This window comes from Kribbella sp. CCNWLW201, from assembly GCF_037203805.1.
In the GTDB taxonomy this organism is placed as follows: domain Bacteria; phylum Actinomycetota; class Actinomycetes; order Propionibacteriales; family Kribbellaceae; genus Kribbella.
Genome location: NZ_JBBCBQ010000005.1, coordinates 86,705 through 112,938 on the forward strand (window position 1 = coordinate 86,705; position 26,234 = coordinate 112,938).

At 67.8% G+C, this 26,234-nt stretch carries 30 protein-coding genes; 16 read left to right on the forward strand and 14 right to left on the reverse strand.

The window, feature by feature from the left end; genetic code table 11:
• The first annotated feature begins 83 nt into the window (after positions 1-83).
• Positions 84-2,273 (forward strand): autotransporter-associated beta strand repeat-containing protein, encoded by a 2,190-nt coding sequence (locus V9K99_RS22175; RefSeq protein ID WP_337010258.1) that lies wholly within the window; start codon positions 84-86, stop codon positions 2,271-2,273.
• Here the strand turns inward: V9K99_RS22175 and mgrA are convergent.
• Together mgrA and V9K99_RS22185 are read right to left on the reverse strand one after the other, a co-directional pair.
• Positions 2,242-3,276: an L-glyceraldehyde 3-phosphate reductase gene (gene mgrA / locus V9K99_RS22180; RefSeq protein WP_337010256.1), complete on the reverse strand. Its 1,035-nt coding sequence runs from the start codon at positions 3,274-3,276 to the stop codon at positions 2,242-2,244. The two genes, V9K99_RS22175 and mgrA, sit on opposite strands and share 32 nt — an antisense overlap.
• 350 nt (positions 3,277-3,626) lie before the next feature.
• Positions 3,627-4,523 (reverse strand): phosphotransferase family protein, encoded by an 897-nt coding sequence (locus tag V9K99_RS22185; RefSeq protein ID WP_337010254.1) that lies wholly within the window; start codon positions 4,521-4,523, stop codon positions 3,627-3,629.
• A gap of 84 nt (positions 4,524-4,607) precedes the next feature.
• Here V9K99_RS22185 and V9K99_RS22190 point away from each other — a divergent pair, with 84 nt between their 5' ends.
• Positions 4,608-5,231: a flavin reductase family protein gene (locus V9K99_RS22190; RefSeq protein WP_337010252.1), complete on the forward strand. Its 624-nt coding sequence runs from the start codon at positions 4,608-4,610 to the stop codon at positions 5,229-5,231.
• 12 nt (positions 5,232-5,243) lie between these two features.
• Here the strand turns inward: V9K99_RS22190 and V9K99_RS22195 are convergent, their stop codons facing one another.
• Entirely contained in the window at positions 5,244-6,221 is a 978-nt protein-coding gene (locus V9K99_RS22195; RefSeq protein WP_337010250.1) for a hypothetical protein, read from the reverse strand.
• 126 nt (positions 6,222-6,347) lie between these two features.
• Here V9K99_RS22195 and V9K99_RS22200 point away from each other — a divergent pair, with 126 nt between their 5' ends.
• Together V9K99_RS22200 and V9K99_RS22205 are read left to right on the forward strand one after the other, a co-directional pair.
• Entirely contained in the window at positions 6,348-6,884 is a 537-nt protein-coding gene (locus tag V9K99_RS22200) for an acyl-CoA thioesterase (protein ID WP_337010248.1), read from the forward strand.
• Positions 6,881-7,543, forward strand: coding sequence for a potassium channel family protein (locus V9K99_RS22205; protein WP_337010246.1), 663 nt, complete (start codon positions 6,881-6,883; stop codon positions 7,541-7,543). The genes V9K99_RS22200 and V9K99_RS22205 overlap by 4 nt, the downstream gene beginning before the upstream one ends.
• On the opposite strand, the gene V9K99_RS22210 is transcribed toward V9K99_RS22205, so the two are convergent.
• A complete protein-coding gene (locus V9K99_RS22210) occupies positions 7,540-8,145 on the reverse strand; it encodes a TetR/AcrR family transcriptional regulator (protein WP_337010245.1) in 606 nt (201 codons plus the stop codon). The two genes, V9K99_RS22205 and V9K99_RS22210, sit on opposite strands and share 4 nt — an antisense overlap.
• Positions 8,146-8,199: 54 nt before the next feature.
• Between V9K99_RS22210 and V9K99_RS22215 the strand changes: the two genes are divergently transcribed.
• The 7 genes from V9K99_RS22215 (at position 8,200) to V9K99_RS22245 (ending at position 13,225) form a co-directional block, all read left to right on the forward strand.
• Positions 8,200-9,129 carry a DMT family transporter gene (locus V9K99_RS22215; RefSeq protein WP_337010243.1) on the forward strand — a complete coding sequence of 310 codons (930 nt, stop codon included), beginning with the start codon at positions 8,200-8,202 and terminating at the stop codon, positions 9,127-9,129.
• Positions 9,108-9,593, forward strand: a complete 486-nt coding sequence (locus tag V9K99_RS22220; RefSeq protein ID WP_337010241.1) for a MarR family winged helix-turn-helix transcriptional regulator — start codon at positions 9,108-9,110, stop codon at positions 9,591-9,593. The genes V9K99_RS22215 and V9K99_RS22220 overlap by 22 nt, the downstream gene beginning before the upstream one ends.
• Position 9,594: 1 nt before the next feature.
• Complete coding sequence (locus tag V9K99_RS22225) at positions 9,595-10,821, forward strand: glycoside hydrolase family 3 N-terminal domain-containing protein (RefSeq protein WP_337010239.1); 1,227 nt, start codon at positions 9,595-9,597, stop codon at positions 10,819-10,821.
• Complete coding sequence (locus V9K99_RS22230) at positions 10,818-11,153, forward strand: YidH family protein (protein ID WP_337010237.1); 336 nt, start codon at positions 10,818-10,820, stop codon at positions 11,151-11,153. Before V9K99_RS22225 ends, V9K99_RS22230 begins: the two co-directional genes overlap by 4 nt.
• Positions 11,144-11,452: a DUF202 domain-containing protein gene (locus V9K99_RS22235; RefSeq protein ID WP_337010235.1), complete on the forward strand. Its 309-nt coding sequence runs from the start codon at positions 11,144-11,146 to the stop codon at positions 11,450-11,452. The genes V9K99_RS22230 and V9K99_RS22235 overlap by 10 nt, the downstream gene beginning before the upstream one ends.
• A gap of 139 nt (positions 11,453-11,591) precedes the next feature.
• A complete protein-coding gene (locus tag V9K99_RS22240; protein WP_337010233.1) occupies positions 11,592-12,224 on the forward strand; it encodes a DUF47 domain-containing protein in 633 nt (210 codons plus the stop codon).
• 2 nt (positions 12,225-12,226) lie between these two features.
• The gene (locus tag V9K99_RS22245) at positions 12,227-13,225 is read left to right on the forward strand and encodes an inorganic phosphate transporter (RefSeq protein ID WP_337010231.1); all 999 of its coding nucleotides are present in this window, start codon (positions 12,227-12,229) and stop codon (positions 13,223-13,225) included.
• 2 nt (positions 13,226-13,227) lie between these two features.
• Here V9K99_RS22245 and V9K99_RS22250 read toward each other — a convergent pair whose 3' ends face one another.
• Together V9K99_RS22250 and V9K99_RS22255 are read right to left on the reverse strand one after the other, a co-directional pair.
• Positions 13,228-13,752: a hypothetical protein gene (locus V9K99_RS22250; RefSeq protein ID WP_337010229.1), complete on the reverse strand. Its 525-nt coding sequence runs from the start codon at positions 13,750-13,752 to the stop codon at positions 13,228-13,230.
• Between the two features lie 148 nt (positions 13,753-13,900).
• Positions 13,901-14,647 (reverse strand): lysophospholipid acyltransferase family protein, encoded by a 747-nt coding sequence (locus tag V9K99_RS22255; RefSeq protein ID WP_337010227.1) that lies wholly within the window; start codon positions 14,645-14,647, stop codon positions 13,901-13,903.
• A 246-nt stretch (positions 14,648-14,893) separates the two neighbouring features.
• Here V9K99_RS22255 and thiC point away from each other — a divergent pair, with 246 nt between their 5' ends.
• From thiC to V9K99_RS22270, 3 genes are all read left to right on the forward strand, one after another.
• Positions 14,894-16,519 carry a phosphomethylpyrimidine synthase ThiC gene (gene thiC / locus V9K99_RS22260; RefSeq protein WP_337010225.1) on the forward strand — a complete coding sequence of 542 codons (1,626 nt, stop codon included), beginning with the start codon at positions 14,894-14,896 and terminating at the stop codon, positions 16,517-16,519.
• Positions 16,520-16,849: 330 nt separating this feature from the next.
• Positions 16,850-17,407 (forward strand): transposase, encoded by a 558-nt coding sequence (locus V9K99_RS22265; RefSeq protein ID WP_337010223.1) that lies wholly within the window; start codon positions 16,850-16,852, stop codon positions 17,405-17,407.
• Positions 17,404-17,958 (forward strand): hypothetical protein, encoded by a 555-nt coding sequence (locus V9K99_RS22270; RefSeq protein WP_337010222.1) that lies wholly within the window; start codon positions 17,404-17,406, stop codon positions 17,956-17,958. Before V9K99_RS22265 ends, V9K99_RS22270 begins: the two co-directional genes overlap by 4 nt.
• 2 nt (positions 17,959-17,960) lie before the next feature.
• Here V9K99_RS22270 and V9K99_RS22275 read toward each other — a convergent pair whose 3' ends face one another.
• The 3 genes from V9K99_RS22275 to V9K99_RS22285 form a co-directional block, all read right to left on the reverse strand.
• A complete protein-coding gene (locus tag V9K99_RS22275; RefSeq protein WP_337010220.1) occupies positions 17,961-18,605 on the reverse strand; it encodes an RDD family protein in 645 nt (214 codons plus the stop codon).
• Positions 18,606-18,630: 25 nt separating this feature from the next.
• On the reverse strand, positions 18,631-19,188 hold the full coding sequence (locus V9K99_RS22280) for an RDD family protein (protein ID WP_337010218.1): 558 nt from the start codon (positions 19,186-19,188) through the stop codon (positions 18,631-18,633).
• Positions 19,189-19,266: 78 nt separating this feature from the next.
• On the reverse strand, positions 19,267-19,944 hold the full coding sequence (locus V9K99_RS22285) for an RDD family protein (protein ID WP_337010216.1): 678 nt from the start codon (positions 19,942-19,944) through the stop codon (positions 19,267-19,269).
• Positions 19,945-20,049: 105 nt separating this feature from the next.
• Between V9K99_RS22285 and V9K99_RS22290 the strand changes: the two genes are divergently transcribed.
• Positions 20,050-20,490 carry a DUF2752 domain-containing protein gene (locus V9K99_RS22290; RefSeq protein ID WP_337010214.1) on the forward strand — a complete coding sequence of 147 codons (441 nt, stop codon included), beginning with the start codon at positions 20,050-20,052 and terminating at the stop codon, positions 20,488-20,490.
• Positions 20,491-20,502: 12 nt separating this feature from the next.
• Here V9K99_RS22290 and V9K99_RS22295 read toward each other — a convergent pair whose 3' ends face one another.
• The gene (locus V9K99_RS22295) at positions 20,503-21,117 is read right to left on the reverse strand and encodes a hypothetical protein (RefSeq protein WP_337010212.1); all 615 of its coding nucleotides are present in this window, start codon (positions 21,115-21,117) and stop codon (positions 20,503-20,505) included.
• 105 nt (positions 21,118-21,222) lie between these two features.
• Between V9K99_RS22295 and V9K99_RS22300 the strand changes: the two genes are divergently transcribed.
• Entirely contained in the window at positions 21,223-21,789 is a 567-nt protein-coding gene (locus V9K99_RS22300) for a hypothetical protein (RefSeq protein ID WP_337010210.1), read from the forward strand.
• A 72-nt stretch (positions 21,790-21,861) separates the two neighbouring features.
• Here V9K99_RS22300 and pstB read toward each other — a convergent pair whose 3' ends face one another.
• The 4 genes from pstB to pstS form a co-directional block, all read right to left on the reverse strand.
• Positions 21,862-22,638 (reverse strand): phosphate ABC transporter ATP-binding protein PstB, encoded by a 777-nt coding sequence (gene pstB, locus V9K99_RS22305; RefSeq protein WP_337010209.1) that lies wholly within the window; start codon positions 22,636-22,638, stop codon positions 21,862-21,864.
• 22 nt (positions 22,639-22,660) lie between these two features.
• Positions 22,661-23,581, reverse strand: a complete 921-nt coding sequence (gene pstA / locus V9K99_RS22310) for a phosphate ABC transporter permease PstA (protein ID WP_337010207.1) — start codon at positions 23,579-23,581, stop codon at positions 22,661-22,663.
• Between the two features lie 76 nt (positions 23,582-23,657).
• Positions 23,658-24,620, reverse strand: coding sequence for a phosphate ABC transporter permease subunit PstC (pstC, locus tag V9K99_RS22315; protein ID WP_337010453.1), 963 nt, complete (start codon positions 24,618-24,620; stop codon positions 23,658-23,660).
• Between the two features lie 420 nt (positions 24,621-25,040).
• Positions 25,041-26,171 (reverse strand): phosphate ABC transporter substrate-binding protein PstS, encoded by a 1,131-nt coding sequence (gene pstS / locus V9K99_RS22320; RefSeq protein WP_337010204.1) that lies wholly within the window; start codon positions 26,169-26,171, stop codon positions 25,041-25,043.
• Positions 26,172-26,234 lie beyond the last annotated feature (63 nt).

Below are 26,234 nucleotides of genomic sequence, written 5' to 3' on the forward strand. Positions count from 1 at the left end.
GACCCAACCGCCTCTTTCTGGTCTGCGTGAAGATTGTGCGGAATCGCTCGGGCGCGGTGGGGTCCGTCGCCTAAGGTGGCGCGGTGCTCGCCACCTCGCTCCTGCTGGCCACGTTCCTGCATCCCCTGTCGGCGTCGGGCGACATCACCGCCGACATCCTCGCCGGGCGCAACGTCACGCTCACCGGGCCGGCCTCGGTCACGGTGCCCGCGGGTACGACGACGTACGACGGCGTGATCAGCGGCGAAGGCACGCTGCGGATCCGCGGACGCGGCACCCTGATCCTGACCCGCGACAGCGACTTCACCCTGCCACGGGACCAGCAGCGGCAGCGGGTCCGGATCCTCGGCGGCAACCACCCGTACGTCGTGGTCGGCACCCCCGATCCGCCCGCGGTGATCGTGGACCGCGGTGCCACCCTGCAGTACGGGAACGGCGGCGGCACCGGCCTGATCGGGCGATTCCCCTACAACACGCCCGGCTTCCAGCTCAATCAGGACAACATCGAGGTCAACGGCACCCTGCGGCTGTCACTGACCCGGGCCATCAACCTCGGCACGATCAGCGGCTCCGGTCTGGTCACCCAGCCGCGGTTCCTCTGGGGGACGCTTGACCTGGCCGGTTCGCAACCCTTCTCCGGCGTGATCGACAACGGCACCGGTACGGCGGCCGGCAAGCCCGAGGCCGCGGTCGCACTGCCCAACGCGCGCGCGATCCTCAACCAGGGGACGTGGACGATCGACACTCCGCTCGACCAGACCGTCGTACTGCGGCAGAACTTCTATCAGCGTGAGTACGGCAGCGACATCAACGTGCAGTCGCGTCCGGGTGGACGGGTTGTGCTCACCGGGCAGTACAGCTACTCCGATCGGGGCGGCGACACCGACCCGTCGCTCAGCGATCCGGGTCTGAACTGGCGAAGGATCCCGCACGATCGCAACAAGCGCGGGACCAACATCAAGGGCGCCGACGTCCAGTGGGGTGACGGCACCACGGACGACATCTTCATGCCGGGCACTGCGGACACGGTCTACATCAACCTGCTGGCGGCACGATCCCGGTCCAAGCTCACCTTCGCCTACAACGGACCGGTGACCCTCGGTGCGCCGATCGGTGGCGGGGTCTTCCACGACACGCTCAAGTCACCGGGCGCCGGGGACATCGTGATCAAGGGGGTGCGCGGTAACGACGTGACGTTTGCGGCGCACCAGTACTACGACGGTTCGACGACGATCGAGCGTGGCGCGGTGCTGCGGCTCGGCAGCGGACGGCCGGGCGGCGACGGCAGTCTGCTGACGAAGGCTTCGCTGTTCAAGGTGGTCAACGACGGCTCACTCGTCGTGCAGAACTCGCGGAGCACCGTCTCCCTGTCGAAGCTCAGCGGCACCGGGTCTTTGGTGCAGGCGGGCCCGGCTACCACTCGCCTCACCGGTGACCTCACCTACACGGGCCGGACGACGATCTCCCGGGGGACTCTCGCGGTGGTCGCGGGGAGCCTGCGGACGAGCAGCGCTGTCGCTCTCACTCGCGCCGGCGCCCGCCTGGATCTGACCGACGCCGGCAACCAAGGCTTGCGGAACCTCACGATGGCCGCAGGTACGACGCTCACCTCGAACCGCCGCGCTTCGGTGAGCCTGAGCGGTAGGTCTGTTCTCGCCGGCACCTTCTCAGGCGGCACCCTGGTCAACACCGGCACCCTCACCGGCCCGTTCACAGCCGCAGGCAACTTCACCCAGACCCGCACCGGCCGCCTGATCACCCCCCTCACCACCAAACCCCCACAAATCACCGGCACGGTAAACCTCGCCGGCACCCTCCAACTCGGATCCCCAACCAAGCCCGGCACCACTCAACCCACCGCCGCGACCGCCAAGCCCGGCACCACTCAACCCACCGGTGTGGCCTCTCAGCCCGGTGCGGCTTCTCGCTCGGAACTCATCCTCATCAACAACGCCGGTGCGTCGGATGTCATCGGCACCTTCAACGGGCTCCCGGAGGGCGCCAAGCTCACCGTGGCCGGCGCCCGGTACACCATCACCTACAAGGGCGGCACCGGCAACGACGTCACTCTCAAGCCGGTCCAGGCCGACGCACCCGACGTCGCCCCGAACCAGCCCGCAGGCGCCAACACGCCAGCGGCCACTGAGGCGACGACCGGCAGTTCGTCGTACTGGCGTTCTGCCGGTCTGGCCGCGGTGGCCGCGTTGGTCGTCGTACCCGGACTACTGCTCCTTCGCCGGTTCAGGCGTCGGAGCTCTTCTTCCAGAGGTTGATGCCGGCTTCGACGGCGTCGGCGTCGATGGCCTCGAGCTCCTCGGGGGTGAACTTCAGGTTGTTCACCGCGGCGAGGTTGTTCTCCAGTTGGGCGACGCTGGAGGCTCCGATCAGGGCGCTGGTGACGCGGTCGTCGCGCAGGGTCCAGGCGAGCGCGAGCTGCGCGACGGTCTGGCCGCGCTGCTTGGCGATCTCGTTCAGTGCGCGGACGTGCTTCAGCGTGTCCTCGGTCAGGGACTCCGGGTTGAGCGACTTGCCCTGCGCCGCGCGGGAGTCGGCCGGCACGCCGTCCAGGTAGCGATCGGTCAGCACACCCTGCGCCAGCGGCGAGAACGCGATCACGCCGACACCGAGCTCACCGACGGCGTCCAGCAGGTCCTCCTCGATCCAGCGGTTCAGCATCGAGTACGACGGCTGGTGGATCAGCAGCGGCGTGCCCAGCTCCTGCAGGATCCGGGCCGCCTCCCGGGTCCGGTCCGCCGAGTACGACGAGATACCGGCGTACAGCGCCTTACCCGAACGCACCGCGGCGTCGAGCGCGCCCATCGTCTCCTCGAGCGGCGTGTCCGGGTCGAACCGGTGCGAGTAGAAGATGTCGACGTAGTCCAGGCCCATCCGGCTCAGCGACTGGTCCAGCGAGGCGAGCAGGTACTTCCGCGAGCCGCCGCCCTGACCGTACGGACCCGGCCACATGTCGTACCCGGCCTTGGTCGACAGGATCAGCTCGTCGCGGTACGTCGCGAAGTCGCGGGCGAAGTGCGTCCCGAAGTTCGTCTCGGCCGAACCGTACGGCGGACCGTAGTTGTTCGCCAGGTCGAAGTGCGTGACGCCGAGGTCGAACGCTCGGCGCAGGATGTCGCGCTGCGTGGCGAACGGCTTGTCGTCGCCGAAGTTGTGCCACAGCCCCAGCGAGATCGCGGGCAGCTGCAACCCGCTGCGCCCCGTCCGCCGGTAGGCCATCTGGTCGTCGTACCGGTCCTGAGCGGCTACGTAGTCAGTCACGAGACCTCAGTCTGCCTCATGTCGTAACAAGTGCAAACCCCCTTGTTTTACAGCAGAAACCCGACAACTAACACCCAGAACCCCACCTTCTTGATATCTACCCTGCGTGCCCGCGGCGGTTGCGCCCCGGCAGCCCGCTACCCACCGGGCTGAGCTGAAGGAGGTGCCGGGTTGGGTGAGCGCTCGTAATCGAAGTGCGCCTGGTGCTGAGAGGAGTAGGTGGGGGAGAGGCGATCCGGCGGGCTGGGCAGCGGCGGGTGTGTGCCGCCGAGTGCACTGAGGTGCGGAGGTGGCGTTGCGCCGGATTGTGTTCGGCTGGTGGTTTAGCGGTTGTGGTGGGTGGGTGGGAGTCAGGTCAGGGTGGACCAGGGGGTGGGCGGGGTGGTGGTGGTGAAGAATTTTAGGAGGGCGAGGATTCGGGTGGCTGGGGGTGCGGTCCAGTGGCGTTGGTTTGGCCAGGGGGCGGCGGTGAGTTTGCCTAGACCCCAATCGAGGTGGAACCAGAGGGCTGCTGCGGCTACCTCGTCCTCCTGTGGGGCTCGTCCGGTGTTGGAGGTGCGGGTCTGGCGGATGTAGTCGGGGAGGATGGCGGCTACGTGCTCTAGGGGGAGTTTGGCGAAGTCCATGCCGCGCGGTGCCCAGGCGGCGTCGCCCCAGTCGATGAGGGCGCGGAGTTCACCGTCGGGTCCGGCGAGAAGGTTGTGTGCGGCAACGTCTCCGTGGATCAGTACCTTCGGTTCGTTTCGGTCGAACCGGTCGGCCAGCCGGGTGAACCAGCCGCTCAACCACTTCGCCGTACCGGAGTCCAGGTAGCCGCGCTCGGCCAGGCTGTCGACCGTTCGCCACGGGTCGTCACGGTCGTCCTGCGGTACGCCGGGTAGGTCGGTCGGCTCGACCCCGTGCACCCGGGCCAGTTGCTCCGCGAGGCCTGATGGCACCTCGGTCGGCTCGATCCCGTGCACGAGTTCCATCACGACGTACGGCGCATCGATCAGTTCACGGCTGTCGTCGTACTCGACGATCGCGGGAGTCAGCACGCCGGCCGACAACGCGACGGGTACGACGCCGGCCTCCTTCCGCAGGTCATCCTCGAATCCTGGTCGCGCGACGCGCAGGAACAACGCGTCTCCCAGTACGAACCCACGGTTCGCGACGCCGCCCGCGACCTCGGTCACCTGCTCCGGCGGAACACCGTGCCGCCGGCCGATCGCGGTGACGCGGTCCAGGAACTCCTCGTGGTCGCCCACTCGCACCTCCCTCGTCGCGTGATGTGTCCCACGATCCTTGTGCCAGGGCACGGTGCCGTCCACCCGATTTGATGTACTGCGGGCGTGCGAGTCGATCTGGATCCGGAAGCGCTCGGGCGGCGTGAGTTCTACGCGGCGCTGAACTCCGTGGTGGTCCCGCGCCCGATCGCGTGGGTGTCGAGCAGGTCCGCCGACGGTGTGCTCAACCTTGCTCCGCATTCGTTCTTCACCGTGGCCTGTGTGCAGCCGCCGATGGTGCAGTTCACCTCGGTCGGGCGGAAGGACAGCCTGAACAACGTCGAGGCAACCGGCGAGTTCGTGGTGAACTTCGCCGCCGAGGCACTGTTCGAGCAGATCAACGCGACCGCGACGAACTTCCCGGCGGAGATCTCCGAGTTCGAAGCCGTCGGGCTGACCACCGAACCCTCCCGCACTGTCGCCGTACCGCGCGTCGCGGAATCGCCGGTGGCGATCGAGTGCACCCTCCACACCACGCTCGAACTCGGCGACTCGACCGTCGTGATCGGCCGGGTCCGCCACCTTGCCGTCGACGAAGCGATGATGGTCGACGGACACCCGGAGATCCGGCTGCTCCGGCCACTGGCCCGCCTGGGGAAAGACGAGTGGTCGACCCTCGGCGAGGTCCGCACGATCACCCGAATCCGCCACAAAGACTGGCCGGGGCACTACAAACCACCGCAGAGTTGAGCTCTTCATCTCTCACCCAACCGATCGGCCCGGGCGTTGGTCAGCGGATGGTGGCTCCATCAGGGCAAGGGTCCTGGTCAGGGCGTCGAGTTGTGGGGACAAGCGGAGTGGGGTGGTGTCGGGGGACAGAGTGGTGGCGGGGTGCCATTCGAGGGTGGGGGTGACCAGGTGGACGTCGGGGGTCAGGGGGCCGGGGTCGTGGGTGTGGGAGCGGGACGCGAGGTTGAGCATCAGGCCCAGGGCGGGGATGACCGAGAGGTCTCGGATGACGTGGATGAGGAGGAGGTCGCGGGCGGGGAGGGCGGCGAGCACGCCGTACGGCGGGGTCTCGAGGTGGAGGGATTCGCGCAGGACGGTGTCCAGGACGAGGGCACGGGACGCGGCGAAGATGGTGCCGGTGACCAGGGCGATCCGGATGTCGTCGTGGTCGACGTACTCGACGTGATCGGTCAGGCGCCGGAGGTTGGCCAGGCCGAAGCGCTCGGCATCGGACCAGGTCAGGCCGAAGTCGGTCGGGTCGAGGTACATCGTGACGACGCCGTCCACGGCCGTGGCTGGGACGGACAGCAGGCCGGGAAGGAAATCGGCGCGGTCCGCCGTCCAGTCGGCGGGGAGCGCGTCGCGCGGGACGAGGCGCTGGATCAGCTCTCGCTCGGGATCCGTGGGCGGTAACGGAGGGCCTAGGCTCAGGCGCTGCAGGAGTTGGGCGAAGTGCTCCTCGACCACGGCCGGCCAGCGGTGTTCCTCGTACCTGGAGACGGCACGGGCCAGATTGCTCAGGCCGAGGATCGGGCTGTCCGCGGCTGGATCGGCCGGGACGAGGGCCGCGCCGCCCTCGTAGGTCACGTCCAGGCCGAGGCGGGCCGCGGCGGTGAGGCCGAGGCGGACGAGATGTGCGGATTGGCGTCGGGTCAGCGGGATCAGGACCGGGTCGGGCCGGTCGGAGTGGTTGCCCTGGGCACGTTCGGTGGAGCTGTCGATGGTCATCATGGCCACCTCCTCGCCAGAGAAAGTACGAGGAATGGCCCCCGATCCGGCCGGACGTTTCGAACCTGTGGACAACCGCCCGGGATAGTCTGCGGCAACACGTCAGGCACGCAGGAGGAGTGGAACAGGATGTCCAGCACACCGTCGTCGCGACCCACCTCGGAGACCCGGTTGTCGCTGTCGCACATCACCGCGCAGAACGAGACCAACCTGCTGGGGACCGTGCACGGTGGCGTGATCATGACGTTGGTCGACTCGGTCGCGGGGGTGGTGGCGGCCCGGCATTCGGGCGGTCCCGCGGTCACCGCGTCGATGGACGAGATGACCTTCCTGGTGCCGGTGCGGGTCGGCGACGTGGTGCATTTCAGCGGTCAGGTGAACTGGACCGGACGCAGTTCGATGGAGATCGGCGTACGGATCACGGCCGATCGGTGGGATTCCGTCGGGCCGGAGGTCCATGTGGCGTCGGCGTACCTGGTGTTCGTCGCGGTGGACTCCGACGGGCAGCCGCGGGCGGTGCCGCAGGTCGTCCCGGAGACCGACGAGGACCGCCGCCGGCTGCGCGAGGCCGAGATCCGGCGCAGCCACCGCCTCGCCCGCCGCGCGGCCATCATCGCGTCCCGCCAGGAAGACACGCTTGCGGCAGACGCGGACGGTGTGCGGTGAGCTGGTTTGCCCATGCGCGGCGGCATCCCTCGGCGGTGTTGCTGGTGGTGCAACTGCTGGGTGTGCTCGTCTACCCGGCGATGGAAGGCTCCCGCGGCGGTCGCGTCGCGTTCGAGATCCTCGGCATCTTCGTACTCGTCCTGGCCGTCTTCTCCGTCCGCTCCACCCCGGGCCTGACCTGGGTCAGCATCGGACTCGGCATCCCAGCCGTCGTTCTCTCGCTGGTCGACGTGTTCAACCCGACACAGCCGGTCGTGGCCATCTCCGCTGTACTGCACGCGACCTTCTACTTCTATGCCGCTTACAGCCTGCTGCGGTACATGCTGGCCGACCACGAGGTCAGCACGGACGAGCTCTACGCGACCGGTGCGACGTTCACCTTGGTGGCTTGGGGTTTCGCCTACCTGTACGTGTTCGTCCAGGTGCTGGTGCCCGGCAGCTTCACAGCGGCCGTCAACCCCACCAACGACCGCACCTGGATGGAACTGCTGTTCCTGAGCTTCACCACGCTGTCCAGCACAGGACTGAGCGACGTCGTCCCCATTACGTCATGGGGCAGGTCGGTTGTGATGCTCGAGCAGCTGGCAGGTCTCGGGTACGTCGCCATGGTCGTGTCTCGCCTGGTCGGACTGACGATCACCAGGCGCAGCAGCACCTAGACGCGCGGCCAGCCCGCCAGCATGTCAGCGGCAGCCCGGTAAGCCACCTCGGGCGCGTGCTCCATCGCTGCAACCCGGAAGCTCACTAGAGCACCCTCGTGCAGCAGTAGCAGCCGATCAGCCAGCTCGCCGGGATCAGTGAGGCCGGCCAGCGTCGCCTGTGCCTCGAACTCCGCGCGCATCCACTGCTTCTGGCCGACGATCACCGGCAACGCCGGGTGGTCGGGCGCGGCCAGCTCCACGCTCGCGTTGATGAATCCGCACCCGTACCGCGAACTCGCGACCCAGTCGGTCAGCGCGGCGAACAGCGCCAGGATCACCTCCTCCGGCGTCGACGGCTCACGTGCCGTCAGTTGCTCGTCGAGGAACTCGTGCCAGACCCGGTTCCGCCGCTCCAGATACGCCGCGATCAGCCGGTCCTTCGAGCCGAACCGGTCGTACAGCGTCTTCTTCGTGACGTCGGCGGCTTCGGCGATCGTGTCCACCCCGACCGCGCGGATGCCCTGCTCGTAGAACAGCGTGGAGGCTGCGGTCAGGATCCGCTCGCCGGCAGGCGTCAGCGTGGCCGCCTCGGGTAGTCGGCGGTCCACTAGCAATCTCATCTGCTGGTCGAGCATACTGACAGTATACCGACCGGTGTGGTTACTCTGCTCGACATGACAACCACGACGGTCCAGGTCCGGCGAACGAACCTGCTCCCACTCGTCGCGGGGGTGGGGTTCGTCGTGTTCTGGAGTTGTGGGTTCATCGGGGCGCGGTGGGGGACGGAGTACACGACTGCCTTCGACCTGCTTGCGTGGCGCTTCCTGGTCGCCGGGGCACTGGCGGCCCTCGTCCTGCTGGTACGGCGGCCCACGATCACCCGCAGGGACCTCGTGACCCAGGTCTGGATGGCCGTCCTCACCCAGTGCGTCTACCTCGGACTCATCTTCACCGGCATCGACCACGGCATCTCAGCCGGTGTCACTGCCCTCATCGGATCGCTCCAGCCGATCCTGATCGCCACAGTCGCCGGCCCACTGCTCGGGGAACGCGTCAGCCAACGTCAGTGGTTCGGACTGGTCGTCGGTGTCGCCGGAGTCGGTCTGGTCGTGGCAGACGACCTCCACGGCTCCCCACTGCTGTTCCTGCTCCCGTTCGGCGGTCTGCTCGGTCTCGTCATCGGCACCTGCCTGGAACGCCGTCGCAAGCCCAGCACCAACTCACTCGACGCCCTCTGCGTGCAGAGCCTCGTGTCGGCTGTGTTCTTCGTCGCACTGGCCGCGTCCACTGACCAACTGACTGTGCCGACCGAGCCGGGCTTCTACGGAGCTGTCTTCTGGCTGGTGCTGCTGGCAACAGGTGGTGGTTGGGGCCTGTATCTGGTCAATCTGAAGGTCTCCGGCGCCACCCGCATCAGCAGTCTGCTCTACCTCGTGCCGCCGACCACGATGGTGTTCGCCTTCCTCCTGTTCCACGAGACCATCGGAGCACTCGCCGTGATCGGCATGCTGATCTGTGCGGTCGCCGTACTCCTGATCAGATTGGACGAGCGTGCGGAACCGGTTCTGGCTACGCTGCGGGGATGGCGGAACCCCGGTGGCTGAACGAGCAGGAGCAACAGGCGTGGCGCGCGTTCATCGCAGCCCAGCGCGTAGTGAACACTCGGATCGAGCAGCAGTTGCAACGCGACGCAGGGATACCGCACACGTACTACGAGATCCTCGTCCGGTTGTCCGAGGCACCTGACGGCCGACTGCGGATGAGTGAGCTCGCGGTCGCCACGCAGGGCTCACGCAGCCGCCTCTCACACGCGGTGAACCGCCTGGAGCAGGCAGGCTGGGTACGACGGGAAGGCATCGAGTCGGACCGTCGTGGTCAGGTCGCGATCATGACCGACCTGGGGCGGCAGAAGCTGGTCGAGACCGCGCCCGGCCACGTGGAGGAAGTCCGTCAGTCGATCTTCGACGCGCTCAGCGAGGAACAGGTAGAGCAACTCCACGACATCTGCGCCACACTGGCTCGGCACTCCGGGGACACCGTCGACCGGGCCGCCTGGGAGCGCCGCTGACATGAGGCGCCAAGCAGCACTGGTCGTGCTGACAGCACTCCTGCTGGCCGGGTGCAGTGACACCGACTCACCCACCGCCGGCCCCAGCACGGTGCCGTCCTCGTCGATCCCACTGCCCACCACCGAAGCGCCGACGCCAACAACGACACCGACACCGACGCCAACTCCCACGGCCACCCCGACACAGATCAGCTGCGTCGACCAGAAACTGCAGGCCCTCACCCTGCGAGAGCAAGCGGCCCAGTTGATCATGACCGGTATCAGCGCGAACGGCATGACGTCGTCCCAGCGCCCCATCGTGCAGAAGCAGAAGCCCGGCGGCATCCTTCTGCTCGGCAGCGGCGGCAGCCTCTCCCACACGCGTACGGCGATGGCCGCGTCGACCACCGCGGCCACGGTCAAAGGCATCCGTCCCCTGATCGCGGCAGACCAGGAGGGCGGTCAGATCCAGCGCCTGAAGGGCTCCGGCTTCGACCGCATCCCGGCAGCGACCGTGCAGGGCACCTGGTCCAGCTCCAAGCTCACCGCCGAAGCGGAGGGGTGGGGTGACCAGCTCAAGGAGGCCGGGGTCAACGTCGACCTCGCGCCGGTGGCGGACGTCGTACCCAGCTCACTCAAGCAGCGGAACGAGCCGATCGGCAGTCTGGACCGTGAGTACGGCAACGCGCCCGGGGAGGTCGGGCCACCCGTCCAGGCGTTCGTCACGGGCATGCAAAAAGCTGGAATGATGACCTCGGTCAAGCACTTTCCGGGACTCGGCAGAGTGCGCGGCAACACCGACTTCTCGTCCGGTGTGGTCGACAGCGTCACTGCGCGCGGTGACGCGGACCTGCAGCCGTTCGCCGACGGGATCAAGGCCGGCGCCGACATGGTGATGATCTCGACCGCCACCTACACCAAGATCGACCCGAAGAACCGCGCGGTGTTCTCGCCGACCGTCATCCAGGGCATGGTCCGCGGCGATCTGCAGTGGAACGGAGTGGTGATCACCGACGACGTCGGCGCGGCCGCAGAGGTGGCCTCGGTACCGGCGGGCCAGCGGGCGACCCGGTTCGTCGCGGCCGGCGGGGACATCGTCATCAACGCCAAGGCCGGGCTGACCGTCACCATGGTGAACGCTCTGGTCACCAAGGCCGAGCAGGACAAGGCGTTCGCCGCGCAGTTGACGAGTAGCGTGAGGCGTGTGCTGACACTGAAGGAGAGCCACGGTCTGGTGAGCTGCGGATGACGGACGAGCAGGAGCCCGACTACCGCTTCACTCTGGCCAACGAACGGACCTACCTGGCCTACCTACGGACCTCACTGGCCTGCTACGCGGGCGGTCTGTCCGCGGTGCAGTTCCTCGATCTCGGCCCGGACCGCCTGCCGGCCAAGATCATCGGTGTGGTTCTGGTCACTGCCGGGATCGTCACCACGGCGGGTGCTTTCCGCCGGTGGCAAACGAACCTCACCGCCATGCGCACCGGCGGCAGCCTCCCGGTGACGCGGCTGCCCCTGATGCTGGCGGCAACGATCGGCGTGGTCGGCCTGATCGGTCTGCTGTTCTCGCTATGGCGCTGAACGATCCCGGGCTGCAGCCCGAACGGACGCTGCTCGCCTGGCGTCGTACGGCGCTCGGCCTGATCGCCAACAGCATCCTGCTGCTTGCCTCCGGCCACGGTACGTCGGACGTCCGCACCGGCCTCGGCATCGTCGTACTGGTGCTGTCACTGGCCTGCTGGGCCGCGGTCAGCGCCGTCTACCGCCGTACCAAGGGTGCTCCGATTCATGCCCTCGGCCACCAACGGCTGCTCCGGGCAGCGGCCGGTCTGGTGCTGATCGTGGGGCTCTTCGACCTGTACGCCGTACTCACCCGCTGAAACCGAATAGTTACTCGCCGGTCGTGTCCAGGCGGGGGAGTTCATCGCCACGCGGTACGTTGACCGGGCGGATGCCTAGTCAGCGGTCCGTAGCCCCTAGCATGTTCACGGTTTGTCCCTCGTTCATCCGGAGCTTGAAGTGCCGTTACGTCTGCGTCCGAACGACCCGACGTTCTACGACCTTTTCACCGAGTCCGCCAACCACCTCGTGGACGGATCCCGGATCCTGGCCGAATTGCTCGGCAGTACGGCGGGAACCGGGCTGTCGTCCAGCCACCAGATCGCCACCCAGATGAAGGATGCCGAGCACGCGGCTGACGAGACCACCCACTCGATCATCCGCCGGGTCAACTCGACCTTCGTCACCCCGTTCGACCGCGAGGACATCTACCGGCTGGCCTCCGACCTGGACGACGTGATGGATTACATGGAGGAGGCCGTCGACTCGGTCCACCTGTTCTCCCTGGAGAAGTTGCCGGAGGAGATCGCCGAGCAGATCGAGGTGCTCCAACGAGCCGCCCAGCTGACCGCGGAGACGATGCCGCGGCTGCGCACGATGAAGGATCTGGCCGAGTACTGGATCGAGATCAACCGGCTGGAGAACACCGGTGACGCCGTGCACCGGCGGCTGATCGCCAAGCTGTTCAGCGGCGAGTTCGACGCCCTCACGGTGATGAAGGTGAAGACCGTGGTCGACCTGCTGGAGGCCGCGATCGACGCCTTCGAGCACGTCGCGAACACGGTCGAGCAGATCGCCGTCAAGGAGAGCTGAGCGTGGAGTTCACGCTCGTCGTCGCCGTCATCGTGATCGCGTTGACGTTCGACTACACCAACGGCTTCCACGACGCGGCGAATGCGATCGCAACCTCGGTCTCCACCCGGGCGCTGACGCCCCGGGTGGCCTTGGTGATGGCGGCGGTGATGAACTTCCTCGGCGCGTTCCTCGGTACCGAGGTGGCCGAGACCGTTGGCAAAGGCATCATCAGTGCGCCGTCCGGCCAGCATGGGTTGGTGATCGTACTCGCCGCCCTGATCGGTGCCATCACGTGGAACCTGATCACCTGGTACTTCGGCCTGCCCAGTTCCTCCTCGCACGCGCTGATCGGCGGTCTGGTCGGCGCCGGCCTCGCCTCGTCGAGCGTCGTACTGTGGTCCGGCATCGTCGACAAGGTCGTCATCCCGATGGTGCTGTCACCCGCGGTCGGCTTCGCCGGTGCGTTCCTGGTGATGACCGCGATCTTGTGGCTGTTCCGGCGCAGCAACCCCGGCAAGGTCACCCGCGGCTTCCGGCTGGCTCAGGTCGTGTCGGCCGCCGCGATGGCACTCGGGCACGGGCTGCAGGACGCGCAGAAGACCATGGGCGTGATCTTCCTCGCCCTGCTCACCACGGGTCACGTGCAGGCGGGGGACGGCATCCCGACCTGGGTGAAGATCTCCGCCGCGACCGCGATCTCGCTCGGCACCTACTCCGGCGGCTGGCGGATCATGCGCACCCTGGGCCGCCGGATCATCCACCTCGACCCGGCCCGCGGCTTCGCCTCCGAGGCGGTCGCCGCGACCGTCCTCTACGTGATGGCGATCGGCCTGCACGCGCCGGTCTCGACCACCCATACGATCACCTCGGCGGTGATGGGCGCCGGCGCGACCAAGCGGCTGTCCGCGGTCCGCTGGGGTGTCGCGAGGGGCATCATCACGGCCTGGATCCTGACCATCCCGGCAGCCGGCCTGGTCGCCGCCCTCTGCTACGGCCTGGCCCACCTGATCCTGGAGTGAGCTCAGCGGTTCCAGCGGCGTACTGCCTTGGCTACGTCCTTGGGGCGGACGGAGCCGAGGTTGAGCTCCCAGGTGGCGGCCAGGCGCTCACCGAGCTCGGCCAGGTCCAGGTAGGCCTGCGGCCGGACGGCCACCACCCAGGTGGCCGCGGCCGCGTGGCCCTGCTGGAAGAGCAGGTGGTTCGCGGTGGCCTCGATCCGGTGGCGCTTCTCGCCCTCCAGCCGGCTGGCCGCCCAGTCCTGCATGATCGCGCCGTCGTCGGCGGTCATGCGGGCCAGGTACGTCAACGGCCCGCGCCAGAATCCGCGGCTGCCGATGTTGTCCAGGCTCTCGAGCGGGAACCAGCCGTTCTGGCAGCGCCGGCCATTGATCGCCGACTCGACCTCACGGGCCTGGGCCGCGTTCAGCCCGCGGACCGCCCAGTCGAGGAAGTACAGGCCGACGTCGGGGATCTCCTCCGCGACGTGCGGTGCCACGGTCAGCGTCCCCGGCTCGAAGAGATGCAGCTCTTCGGGTGTATCCAACACAACTTCCCCCGCCCACCTGAGTACGACGGCCGCGCACGCCACCGCGCGACCGACACCACAGGGACCCCCCAGGTTCCTGCTTGTCAACAGATGCTCTTCGTACCCTTGCTCCGATCCGGGGTCAAGGTGTTGTCCGAAAGGCGACTACCTACTTCTTGCGCTGAGCCCGGCGGGCCAACTCCTCCTGGTCGAGGCGTTCGGCCTCCTCGGGGGTGGGCGCGCCGCCGCCGTACGAGGCAGGCAGCCACCAGGCGCCGGCGGGCTGCTCGGGGTACGCGCGGATGGTGCGGTCGAGCATGCCGGCCATGGTCGAGCGCAGCTGCGCGGTCGCCTCGACCGCATCGTCCTCGCGGGTGACGGTGATCGGCTCGCCGACCGTGATCGCGATCGTGCGGTGCCGGGAGAAGTCGCGCGGGTGGTCCTTGGTCAGCATCCGCTGCGTCCCCCACAGGATCAGCGGGATCACCGGTACGCCGGTCGCGGCGGCCATCCGGACCGCGCCGGACTTGAAGTCCTTCAGCTCGAACGACCGGCTGATCGTCGCCTCCGGGAAGACGCCGACGACCTCGCCCGCGTTCAGGTACTGCAGCGCCTGGCGGTACGACGCCGTACCGGCCGCGCGATCCACCGGGATGTGGTGCATCCCGCGCATCAGCGGGCCGGAGTACCGGTTGCGGAACAGCACCTCCTTGGCCATGAAACGGACCAGCCGCTTGCTCGGCAGCGCGCCGAACCCGCCGAGGACGAAGTCGACGTAGGAGATGTGGTTCATCGCGATCACCGCGCCACCGGTCCGCGGCACGTTCTCCGTGCCGGTCAACTGGAACTTCAGGTCCAGCACCTTGAACGCCGTCCTGGCAAAGCCGACAACCGGCGGATACACGAGGTCTCGCATTCCCGAACGCTACCGGTTGCAGGCAAACGGCGGACGTGACGCGCCCCACGGAATCCGGTATGCAGATCTTCGTTAGGGTGGCCGGGACAACTGGAGATCGCGGGAGCTCGCACCGTAGCGGGCTGAGAGGGCGGCTGGACTGCGCACCCCTGGCACCGGACCACCGGACCACCGGGCCAGGCTGGGCGAACCGGCGCCGCCGACCGCCGAACCTGTCCGGGTAATTCCGGCGTAGGGAGCAGCATCGTGACAACCATCGGAAACTCTGTCCGACCGACTGTCACCACCGGCCCGATCTCGGGCTCGGAGAAGATCTACCGCAGCGAGCTGGGCGTCCCGGCCCGCCGAGTCCACCTCACCAACGGCGAGCACTTCGACCTGTACGACACCTCCGGCCCGTACACCGACTCGTCCGCGACCATCGACGTACAGGCCGGTCTGCCGGCGCTGCGGCGGGACTGGATCGCCGGCCGGGAGCCGTTGACCCAGCTCGCCCACGCGCGGGCCGGGACCATCACCGAGGAGATGAGGTACGTCGCCGTCCGCGAGGGCGTCGATCCGGAGTTCGTCCGGGCCGAGGTGGCCCGCGGCCGGGCGGTGATCCCGGCGAACCGGCGGCATCCGGAGTCCGAGCCGATGATCATCGGGAAGAAGTTCCTGGTGAAGGTGAACGCGAACATCGGCAACTCGGCCGTCACCAGCTCGATCGAGGAAGAGGTCGAGAAGCTGGTCTGGGCGACCCGGTGGGGCGCGGACACGGTGATGGACCTGTCCACCGGCAAGAACATCCACGAGACGCGGGAGTGGATCCTGCGGAACTCGCCGGTGCCGATCGGGACGGTCCCGCTGTATCAGGCGCTGGAGAAGGTGAACGGCGATCCGGCCGCGCTGACGTGGGAGGTGTACCGCGACACGGTGATCGAGCAGTGCGAGCAGGGCGTGGACTACATGACGGTGCACGCCGGCGTCCTGCTGCGGTACGTCCCGCTGACCGCCCAGCGCATCACCGGGATCGTGTCGCGCGGCGGCTCGATCATGGCCGCGTGGTGCCTGGCACATCACCAGGAGTCCTTCCTCTACACGCATTTCGCCGAGCTCTGCGAGATCCTGCGCGAGTACGACGTGACGTTCTCGCTCGGCGACGGGCTCCGGCCGGGGTGTATCGCGGATGCCAACGACGCGGCCCAGTTCGCCGAACTGCGGACCCTTGGTGAGCTGACTCGCGTGGCCTGGGAACACGATGTCCAGGTGATGATCGAGGGGCCGGGACACGTTCCGATGCACAAGATCGCCGAGAACGTGCGGCTCGAGGAGGAGCTGTGCGGCGAGGCACCGTTCTACACATTGGGGCCGTTGGCAACTGATGTGGCGCCGGCCTACGACCACATCACCAGTGCGATCGGCGCGGCCCAGATCGGCTGGCTGGGTACGGCGATGCTCTGCTACGTCACGCCGAAGGAACACCTCGGCCTGCCGGACCGCGACGATGTGAAGACCGGCGTGATCACATACAAGATCGCTGCCCACGCGGCCGATCTGGCCAAGGGGCACCTGGGTGCGCAGGACTGGGACGACACGTTGTCCAGGGCAAGGTTCGAGTTCCGCTGGGAGGACCAGTTCAACCTGTCGCTGGATCCCGACACCGCGCGGTCGTTCCATGACCAGACGCTGCCCGCCGAACCGGCCAAGACGGCCCACTTCTGCTCGATGTGCGGTCCGAAGTTCTGCTCGATGCGGATCACCGCCGACATCCGCGCCTACGCCGAGGAGAAGGGCCTGACCTCGACCGGGGCGATCGAGGCCGGCTTCGCCGAGATGTCCGACACCTTCAAGGCACACGACAAGAAGCTGTACCTGCCGCTCGCCGAGTGAGCCGCGGACCGCCAGGCCATCACATTCGACGGAATCCGGTCGACGTCCGCCTGGGCACTCCCTGGGCGGGCGATTGTGGTGGCCTGGCGGTCCGCTGTGCGTTGACGCGGAGTGAAGTCGTGGGGCGAGTCGAGATGCCGAGGGGGCCGAATCCAGCGGAGAATTGGAAGATCGGCGGGCCTGCGGGGCGGTCACTGGGAGTGATCGGGTGAACCGATTCAGGTTTTTTCCTTCACTCTACGTGAATAAGACTGTAGCCTTAATGCGTTGGGAAGGAGGTGCAGGGCGGTGGTCTTCGTTCTCACGGTAGATCAGCGGGGCAGCCGAAGCATGACCGATCTCGTACCCGAGCTGCTGAACACCCTGAACCGACGTCCGCGGCGGACCGGATTGCTCCGGAAGTTCGAGCGGACGGCCGGCGACGAGGTGCAGGGGGTGCTCTCGGAGGCTCGCGCCACCATCGACGTGATCGTCGAGCTGCTGCGCTCGGACACGTGGTACGTCGGGCTCGGCATCGGTGACGTCGCCCAGCCCTTGCCACGCAGTACGAGGGCAGGCAGCGGCGACGCGTTCGTGAACGCGCGGGAGGCGGTGAACCGGGCCAAGTCGAGTCCGCACCACGTTAACGTGGTCGGCACCGATACCCGGGTCGCCGAGCAGGTGGAGACGGTGCTCTGGCTGATGGCGTCGGTACTGCGGCGCCGGAGCGAGCGTGGCTGGGCAGTGGCCGACCTGTTGGCCGAAGGACTCACCAGGCGGGAGATCGGCGTGAAGCTGGGGATCAGCCAATCTGCGGTGACGCAACGGGCCCAGGCGGCCGGCTTCGCCGAGGAACAACGTGGACGAGTGCTGGCAGCCGAGCTGCTGGCCGCTGGGGCCGCTGCGTGACGGCACTCATCCTGTCGTTGACCGCAGCCGCCCTGGTCCTCGCCGTACTGGCCTGGATACCGGAGGCCGGCTCCATCGTGCAGATCGTGGTGAGCGGGGTCATGCTCGCCTGTCTGGTGGCGGTCGGCCTCCTGCTGCTGGCAGGTGACGGTGTGGATGGCTGGCTCGAGCGGTGGTGGAACGTGCTGCTCCTGCTGGCCGGAGGTCTCGCTGTCACCGGTGGCGGGCCGCTGACGACGTCTGTGCTGGCCTTGGTCGACCGGGGGAACACCAGAGCCCAGTCGACACAGAAAGCCGGTGAGGTACTGCGTGGAGGCGCGCTGATCGGTTCACTCGAGCGTGGCGCCATCTACGCCGCCCTGGTGGCGGGCTGGCCGGAGGGCCTGGCGATCGTGCTGGCCATCAAGGGACTGGCTCGCTATCCCGAGCTGCGCAGCCCCGATCAGCCGGCCTCCGTCACCCCGCAGGCAGTCGCCGAACGCTTCATCATCGGCACCTTCACCAGCGTGCTCTGGTCCGTCACCTGCGCAGGCTTCCTGCTGTCGCGCTAGTCCTAGTCGGACTTGATCACGTACGTCGACATGACCTTGTCGTGCCAGGTCTGCTTCTGGTCGTCCCACAGCGGCCACAGCAGGTTCAGGAAGCAGGCGTTGTTGAACAGCCCGCTCAGGAACTCGCGGAGGAACGCCTTACCCGCCCCGACCGGCTGGAAGTAGGTGGTGTCGACCAGCTTCAGGTGCAGGGCGCTCTTGCCGACGCTCTGGCCGGTCTTGCCCTGCCGGAAGACCCGGTTCCACAGGCCCAGGCCGATGCTGGCAACGAGGCCGAGCACGAAGATCACGATCGCGAAGCCGCCCGGTGCGTCGTTGGAGGAGCTCAGATCGTCGGCGCGGGAGGCGATGTCCGCGAGGAAGACGCCGTACCCGATGATGATCGGCACCCCACTGATCAGGCCGTCGAGGAGGTAGGCGCCGGCGCGCGGTGCCCAGTCGGCGAGCGGAGGGGCAGGAGTCCCGTAGCCGTAGCCTTGGCCGCCGTACGGCGCCTGGCCGTAGGGCTGCTGGCCGTACTGCGGCTGACCGTACTGGGGCTGCCCGTACTGCGGCTGGCCGTAGCCCTGCTGCGGGTGTCCCTGGCCGTACTGGGGCTGCTGGCCGTAGGGAGGTTCCTGTCCGTACGGCGGGTTCGGTGTACTCACTTCGATTCCATCTATTGGTGCTTCGTCAGAGGCGGATGACTACGTCGTTGACGACCTTGTCGTGCCAGGTCTGCTGCTTCTCGTCCCACAGGGGCCAGAGGACGTTGAGAGTACAGATGTTGTTGAACAGTACAGCGCAGAACTCGCGGCCGAAGGTCGAGCCGATACCGATCAGCTGCCCGGTCTCCGCGTGCAGGACCTTCAGGCCGGTCACCTTCTTGCCGAACGATTGACCTGTTCGGCCCTGCTGGATCACCCGGTTCCAGAACGCGATGACGAAGCTGGCGAGGTACCCGAGCGCGAAGGCGATCCCGCCGCCGGCACCGAGCTGCTCCTGGTCGCCGTCGATCACCAGGGCGGCGACACCGCCGATGATCGCCGGAATGGCCGCGATCAGGGCGTCGAGCAACGAGGCACCCACCCGGATCGGCCAGCCGGCCAGCTGCCCGGGCGGTGCGTAGCCGTAGCCGTAGCCCGGGCCGTAACCGCCTTGTCCGTAGGGGTTGTAGCCCTGCTGGTGGTACTGACCGCCCGGCTGTCCCGGTGGGTACTGAGGCGGCTCGCCGTACGGAGGGGTGGTCACCTGTGGGTCCTTTCTGGACGCAACGCCGAACGCCGCGGCCTCGAAAGGCCACGGCGTCCGGTGCAGTGCGGTACTACGTCAGAGCTTGATGACGTAGGTGTTGTTGATCTTGTCCGCGAACGTCTGCTTCTTCTCGTCCCACAGCGGCCACAGGTAGCCGATGTAGCAGGCGGCGCTGTCCAGGATGTGGGTCAGCTGGCGCAGGAACGCCTTGCCGGCGCCGACCGGCTGCCCGGTGTCCGCACCCACGAGCTTCAGGCCGAGGACCTGCTTGCCGATGGTCTGGCCGGTGCTGCCCTGGCGGATCACGACGTTCCAGATGCCCAGGCCGATGCCGATCAGGTAGAAGATGATCCCGATGATGGCCAGGTCGCTGCTCTGGGCGAACGCGGCGCCGATGCCGTACGGCACACCGACGATCAGACCGTCGATCAGCGCACCGCCGACCCGGTTCGGCCAGGCTGCCAGTTCGCCACCGACTGCGAGCTGTCCGTACTGCTGCGGGTAGCCCGGCTGGCCGTACTGGCCCGGCTGCTGCCCATACCCAGGCTGCTGCCCATACTGACCGGGCTGCTGCGGATAACCGGGCTGCTGCGGCTGCCCGTAGCCCGGCTGCTGCGGAGCGCCGTAGCCGGGCTGCTGCCCGTACTGGTCCGGCTGCTGCCCGGGCTGTCCGTACTGACCAGGCTGCTGCCCGTACTGACCCTGCTGCGGGTCCTGCGGGCCGTAACCCGGCGGTGGCGTCGGAGAGCTCACGACGATCCCTTCTACTGTTGCTGGTTGAGGAGTGACTAGCAGGCTAGTGGTCCGACGGCTCAGTTCCGGCTACGGATCCCACGAAATGAGAGTTACCGTTGTCCGGTGAGCCTTTCGCTGAGCGTCGTACTGCGGCCGACCGGTCCGGTCCAGCCTGTGGACAGACGGGTCCTGGGGCTGGCCGCCGCGGGCGTCGGCGGGTTCGGTCTCGCGGCCGTCTACCAGTTGTCCGGCGGGCGGATCGGAATTCCTTGCCTCCTGCACGCAACCACCGGCCTGAACTGCCCGCTGTGCGGCTCGACCAGGATGGCGGCGGCCATGCTCCGGGGAGATCTGACCGCCGCCTGGCACTTCAATTCGGTCGTGTTCGTGCTCGGCCCGCTCATCGGTGTTGCCGTCGGCTACCAGTTGCTTGCCTGGACGCTCGAATCTCTGCGGCTGATCCGGCTGCCCCGGCTGACGATGAGTCCGCGCACGGTCGACTGGGCGGTCAAAGGCCTGATCGCCCTGCTCCTGGTGTACGGCGTCGCCCGCAACCTGAACTGAGTCGTCGCCGGTTCAGCTGGAGACCGCGCTGAGGATCGAGATCAGGAGTCCCAGGCCGAGCAGCACCACGCCACCGATCCAGGCCACCTTGGCCAGCGTGTCCGGCCGGCCCTGCGCACGGAACTTGCTCTGGGCAATCAAGCCCAGAACGATCGAGGCCGGCACGCAGATCACCAGGCAGACGATGCCGATGATGGCCAGCGTCTGTGCGGAGTTGTCCTGCGGGGCGCCGCCGCCGTAGCCGTAGCCGGGCTGGCCGTAGGCACCTGGCTGCTGGCCGTATGACCCCGGATACTGGCCCGGCTGCTGCTGACCGTATCCCGGCTGCTGCTGCCCGTACTGACCGGGCTGGCCTGGGTACGCGCCCGGCTGGGACTGGCCGTATTGCCCGGGCTGCTGGCCATAACCCGGCTGCTGCTGCCCATAGCCAGGCTGCTGGCCGTATTGGCCCGGCTGCCCGTACGGATCGGGATGCTGCCCGTAGCTGGGCTGACCAGGCTGCTGCTGACCGTACTGGCTCGGCTGGTCGCCGTACCCGCCTGGCTGTTCTCCCGGGGTCTCGCCAGGGGTGTCCTGCGGCCTGTTCAGGTCATTGGAGTCGTCGCCGGGAGGCGTCGGAGTGCTCACCGCGGTCCCTTCTGAGAACGTCGAGGAATCCTCGCAGGCTATCTTTTCCACAGCTTGCCGGTCACGTGCCCACACCGGATCCTTCCAACACTTAAAGTTGGCCGGGTGACTCAACCCCCTCAGCCCCCGCCGTCCGATCGCCGGCCGGGCGATCCGTCGCCGGAGACGCGCCACCTCCCGGCTCAGTACGAGCCGCCGACGCCGACCTTCGAGGCGGCGCCCGCCCCGCAGCCCGGCCCGTACGGGCAGCCCCCGGGTCCGTACCAGCCGCCGGTCGGCGGGCCGCACCAGCCCGCGCAATCGCTGCCGATGCAGGCGTTGCCGACCTCGCCGGTGCTGGTCACCGTCGGCGACATCTCGGTCGAGCAGTTCCGGATCGTCACCCCGGCCGGTGTGCTGCCGACCCAGGGGACGAACTGGTCGGCGATGGACATGTCCCGGACCGAGGAGAAGATCCCCGCCTGGGCGATCATCCTGGCCATCGTGTTCGCGCTCGCCTGTCTGCTCGGCCTGCTGTTCCTGCTCTGCAAGGAGCGCAAGACCACCGGCTTCGTCCAGGTCACGGTGCAGAACGGCAACCGCACCCACAACACCCACGTCGGCGTGAGTTCACCGCGTGAGGTGGCCGACACCCTTGCCCGGGTCAACTTTGCCCGCACCCTCTGTGTCTGAGCGGCTCCGGCCCAACGCAGAGTGGCCGCCGCGAGCCTGAGCTCGCGGCGGCCGACGTGTCCGGTCCGCGGATCAGCCGAAGCGACCGGTGATGTAGTCCTCGGTCGCCTTCTCGTTCGGGTTCGAGAAGATCTGCTTGGTCGGGCCCATCTCGATCAGCCGGCCGGGCTTGCCGGTCGCGGCCAGGTTGAAGAACGCGGTCTGGTCCGACACCCGGGCCGCCTGCTGCATGTTGTGCGTGACGATCACCACGGTGAACTTGTCCTTCAGCTTCTCGATCAGGTCCTCGATCGCCAGCGTGGAGATCGGGTCGAGAGCCGAACAGGGCTCGTCCATCAGGATCACCTCGGGCTCGACCGCGATCGCCCGGGCGATGCACAGCCGCTGCTGCTGACCACCGGACAGGCCCGCGCCGGGCTTGTCCAGCCGGTCCTTCACCTCGGTCCAGAGGTTGGCGCCCTTGAGCGACCGCTCGACCACCTCGGTGAGCTTCTTGCGGTCCTTGACCCCGTTCAGCTTCAGCCCGGACGCGACGTTGTCGAAGATCGACATGGTCGGGAACGGGTTCGGCCGCTGGAACACCATGCCGACCACCCGGCGGACCGCCACCGGGTCGACCCCGGTCGCGTACAGGTCTTGCTGGTCCAGCATCACCTTGCCCTCGACCCGGGCGCCGGGGATCACCTCGTGCATCCGGTTCAGGGTGCGCAGGTAGGTGGACTTGCCGCAGCCGGACGGACCGATGAACGCTGTGACCGAGCGGGGCTCGATCGTCATCGACACGTCCTCGACGGCCTTGAAATCGCCGTAGTAGACGTTGAGGCCGCTGACCTCGATGCGCTTCGCCATATCGACTCAGAACCTCTCGTGACTATTTCGACTTGATGGTGCTGAACCGGGCAACGAGCCGGGCCAGCAGATTGAGTGCCAGAACCAGGAGGATCAGCGTGAGCGCCGCCGCCCAGACCCGGTCCGCGGCCGGCTGCAGCGCCAGCTCGGTCCGGTCCTGGTTGATCATCGTCGGCAGCGCGCCCATGAACCCGTCGAACGGGTTCAGGTTGATGTTCTTGGAGTAGCCGACCAGGATCAGCAGCGGTGCGGTCTCGCCCATCACGCGGGCGAGGCCGAGCATCACGCCGGTGACGATGCCGCCGAACGCGGTCGGCACGACCACCTTCAGGATCGTCTTCCACTTCGGCACCCCGAGCGCGTACGACGCTTCGCGCAACTCGTCCGGTACCAGCTTGAGCATCTCCTCGGTGGAGCGCAGTACGACGGGAAGCATCAGCAGCACCAGCGACAGGGATACGGCGAAACCGACCCGGTTGAAGCCGAAGACCGTGATCCAGACCGCGTAGATGAACAGCGCGGCGACGATCGACGGCACACCGGTGAGGATGTCGATCATGAAGCTGACGGCACGGGCCATCTTGGTGCCCTTGCCGTACTCGACCAGGTAGATCGCGCCGAGGATGGCGATCGGGACCGCGATGACGGCCGTGATCAGGCCCATGATCAGGGTGCCCATGATCGCGTGGTAGGCGCCGCCGCCCTCGCGCCGGACGGTGACACCGCGCTGCGACTCGCCCCACCAGCCGGCGTCGAACAGCAGGCTGTAGCCCTTGCTGATCACGGTCCAGAGGATCCACAGCAGCGGGATCAGGGCGAGGACGAAGGCCAGCGTGATCAGCACCGTGGCGAGGGTGTTCCGGAAGGCCCGGGCGCCCGACTTCCCGGTCAGGTCCAGCGCCTGACCGTCGTACGCCGGTTTGTTCGCGGCAATCACACTCATCGACGTCCTCGCTTCGCTCCGGGCGCCGATGAGGCACCAAGTCGGCTGCGCTTTCTGGTTCGCTCGCTACGCTCGCTCACGCCACGGCTCCTTCTTTCGCGGCAGCTGCGCCGGCGCTGCGGTTGCGGCGGGAGCGCCTACCTCCCGGGCCGCTGCGGGCGACGATGATCCGGGCCGCGGAGTTGACCAGGAACGTCACCACGAACAGGACCAGACCGGCGGCGATGTAGGCACCGGTCTTCTCCGGCGAGTCGAACTCGGCGGCGTTGTTGGCGATCTTCGAGGCGAACGTCTCGCCACCGGCGAAGATCGACGAGTTCCACGGGTCGTTGCCGTTCGGCACGGACAGGATGATCAGCACCGCGACGGTCTCACCGAGCGCCCGGCCCAGGCCGAGCATCGAGGCACTCACCACACCGGACCGCCCGTACGGCAGCACGGACATCCGGATCATCTCCCACTTGGTCGCGCCGAGCGCGAGCGCGCCCTCGCGGTGGGCGATCGGGGTCTGCGCGAAGATCTCGCGGCTGATCGCGGTGACCACCGGCAGGATCATGATCGCCAGTACCACCGACGCGGTGAACACCACGCCCACGTTGTCGCCCGGCGGCTTCTCGAACACCGGGAGCCAGCCCAGCGCGCCGGACAGGCCGTCGATCACCGGGCGCAGGATCGGCGCGAAGAACAGGATGCCCCACAGGCCGTAGATGATCGACGGCACCGCGGCGAGCAGGTCGATCGCGTGCGCGACCGGCGCGGCCAGCCGCTTCGGCGCGTAGTACGTCGTGAAGAGCGCGACGCCGACCGCGATCGGTACCGCGATCACCATCGCGATGATCGAGCTGATCACGGTGGTGTAGAACAGGGCGGCGATGCCGAACCTGGGCTGCTCGCCGCCGGGTTCCCAGATCCGGGAGAACAGGAAGCTGCTCTGGTCGTCGGCCAGGGCCGGGATCGCCAGCGCCAGCAGGAAGATGCCGACGAACGCGACGATCGCGACCACCAGGCCGCCGGAGCCGCGGGCCAGGCCGGCGAACAACCGGTCGCCGAGGTGACCGACCGGGCCGAGCTCGAGCTTCGGCCCCTTCGTCTCGGCCGGCGGACCGGCGGTCGCGGCGGACTCGGCGTGCTTCTCGGCCAGCCCTTCGAAGTGCGGGGTGGGTCCGGCCGGTTCGTGGACCAGATCCTCGATCCGGGGTTCTTCCTGGGCGGCCGGCTCCGCCGTCTCGGCCGCGGCCACCTGGTCCCCGGTTGGGGTGCCGGCGGTGGCCTGGTCCGGTGTCTCGGCGGGCTCGCCGGCCGGCCGGTCGGGCGGTGCCGTGCCGTCTGGACTACTCATCGATGGTGCTCCAAGCGCCTGGGTCGTAGGGCTTTGTCTGCGGTGGGTCCGACGAGGCGAAGCCCCGGCCGCCTCCGATGACTCGGACCGGCCGGGGCTCGCATCAGTACTTCTTCGTCGTCAGCTGATCGACTGGATCGCGGCGTCGACCTTTGTCCGGATTGCGTCCGGGAGCGGCGCGTAGTTCAGTTCGGTCAGCGAGGACTGGCCCTCGGTGCTGGCGAAGTAGCTCAGGAAGCTCTTGACCAGCGCCGTCTTCTCGGCCGGCAGGCCCTTGCTGCAGGCGATCTCGTAGGTGACCAGGATGATCGGGTACGCACCCGCCTCCTTGGTCGCGTAGTCCAGCTTCAGTGCCAAGTCGCTGCCCGAACCGGCCGGCTTCGCGGCGGCGAGCGCCTTACCCGCGGACTCGGCGGTCAGCTCGACCGGGGTGCCGGAGCCGTTGTCGATCTGCGCGACACCGAGCTTGTTGTCCACCGCGTACGACCACTCGACGTAGGTGATCGAGTTCTTGGTGCTCTTCACGCCCTCGGCGACACCGGCGGACTTCTCCTTGCCGGCACCGGTGCCGGTCCACTTCTTGGCCGGCTCACCCTTCCAGGCACCGCCGCCGGCGGCAGCCAGGTACTTGGTGAAGTTCTCGGTGGTGCCGGACTCGTCGGACCGGAAGAACACCGAGATCGGGGCCGACGGCAGCGTCACGCCCGCGTTCAGCTTGGCGATCGCCGGGTCGTTCCACGTCTTGATGGTGCCCTGGAAGATCTTGGCGGCAGTCGGGCCGTCCAGGGCCAGCTTGTCCACGCCCTCCAGGTTGTAGGCGATCGCAACCGGGCCGATCACCATCGGCAGGTTGACCGCCGGGTTGTTCGCACACCGCTTCGCGGCCTGCGCGGCCTCGGACTCGGCACCGTCCTTGCCCTCGGTCTTCAGGGTGGAGTCCGAACCGGCGAAGTCGACCTGGCTCGCGTTGAACTGCTTGATACCCGCACCGGAACCGGTCGGGTTGTAGTTCACCGTGACGTCGGCGCACTTCTCGTTGTACTTGCTGATGACTTCCTCGATGGCGTTCTTCTGCGCCGAGGAGCCCTCTGCGTTCAGGGTGCCCTGCGGGCAGTCGGCACCGGCCGACGAGGAACCCTCCGGGCTCGAGGAACCGGACGGCTCCGGGTCACTGCCACAGGCGCTCAAAGCGAGAACGCCGAGGGATGCCACGGCGACGGAGCCGACGCGGAGCAGGCGATTGACGGACACGAGAGTGTTGCCCTTCTGCGGGAATCAGACTTCTGAACTTCCACAGACGGTAGGGAGAGCAGG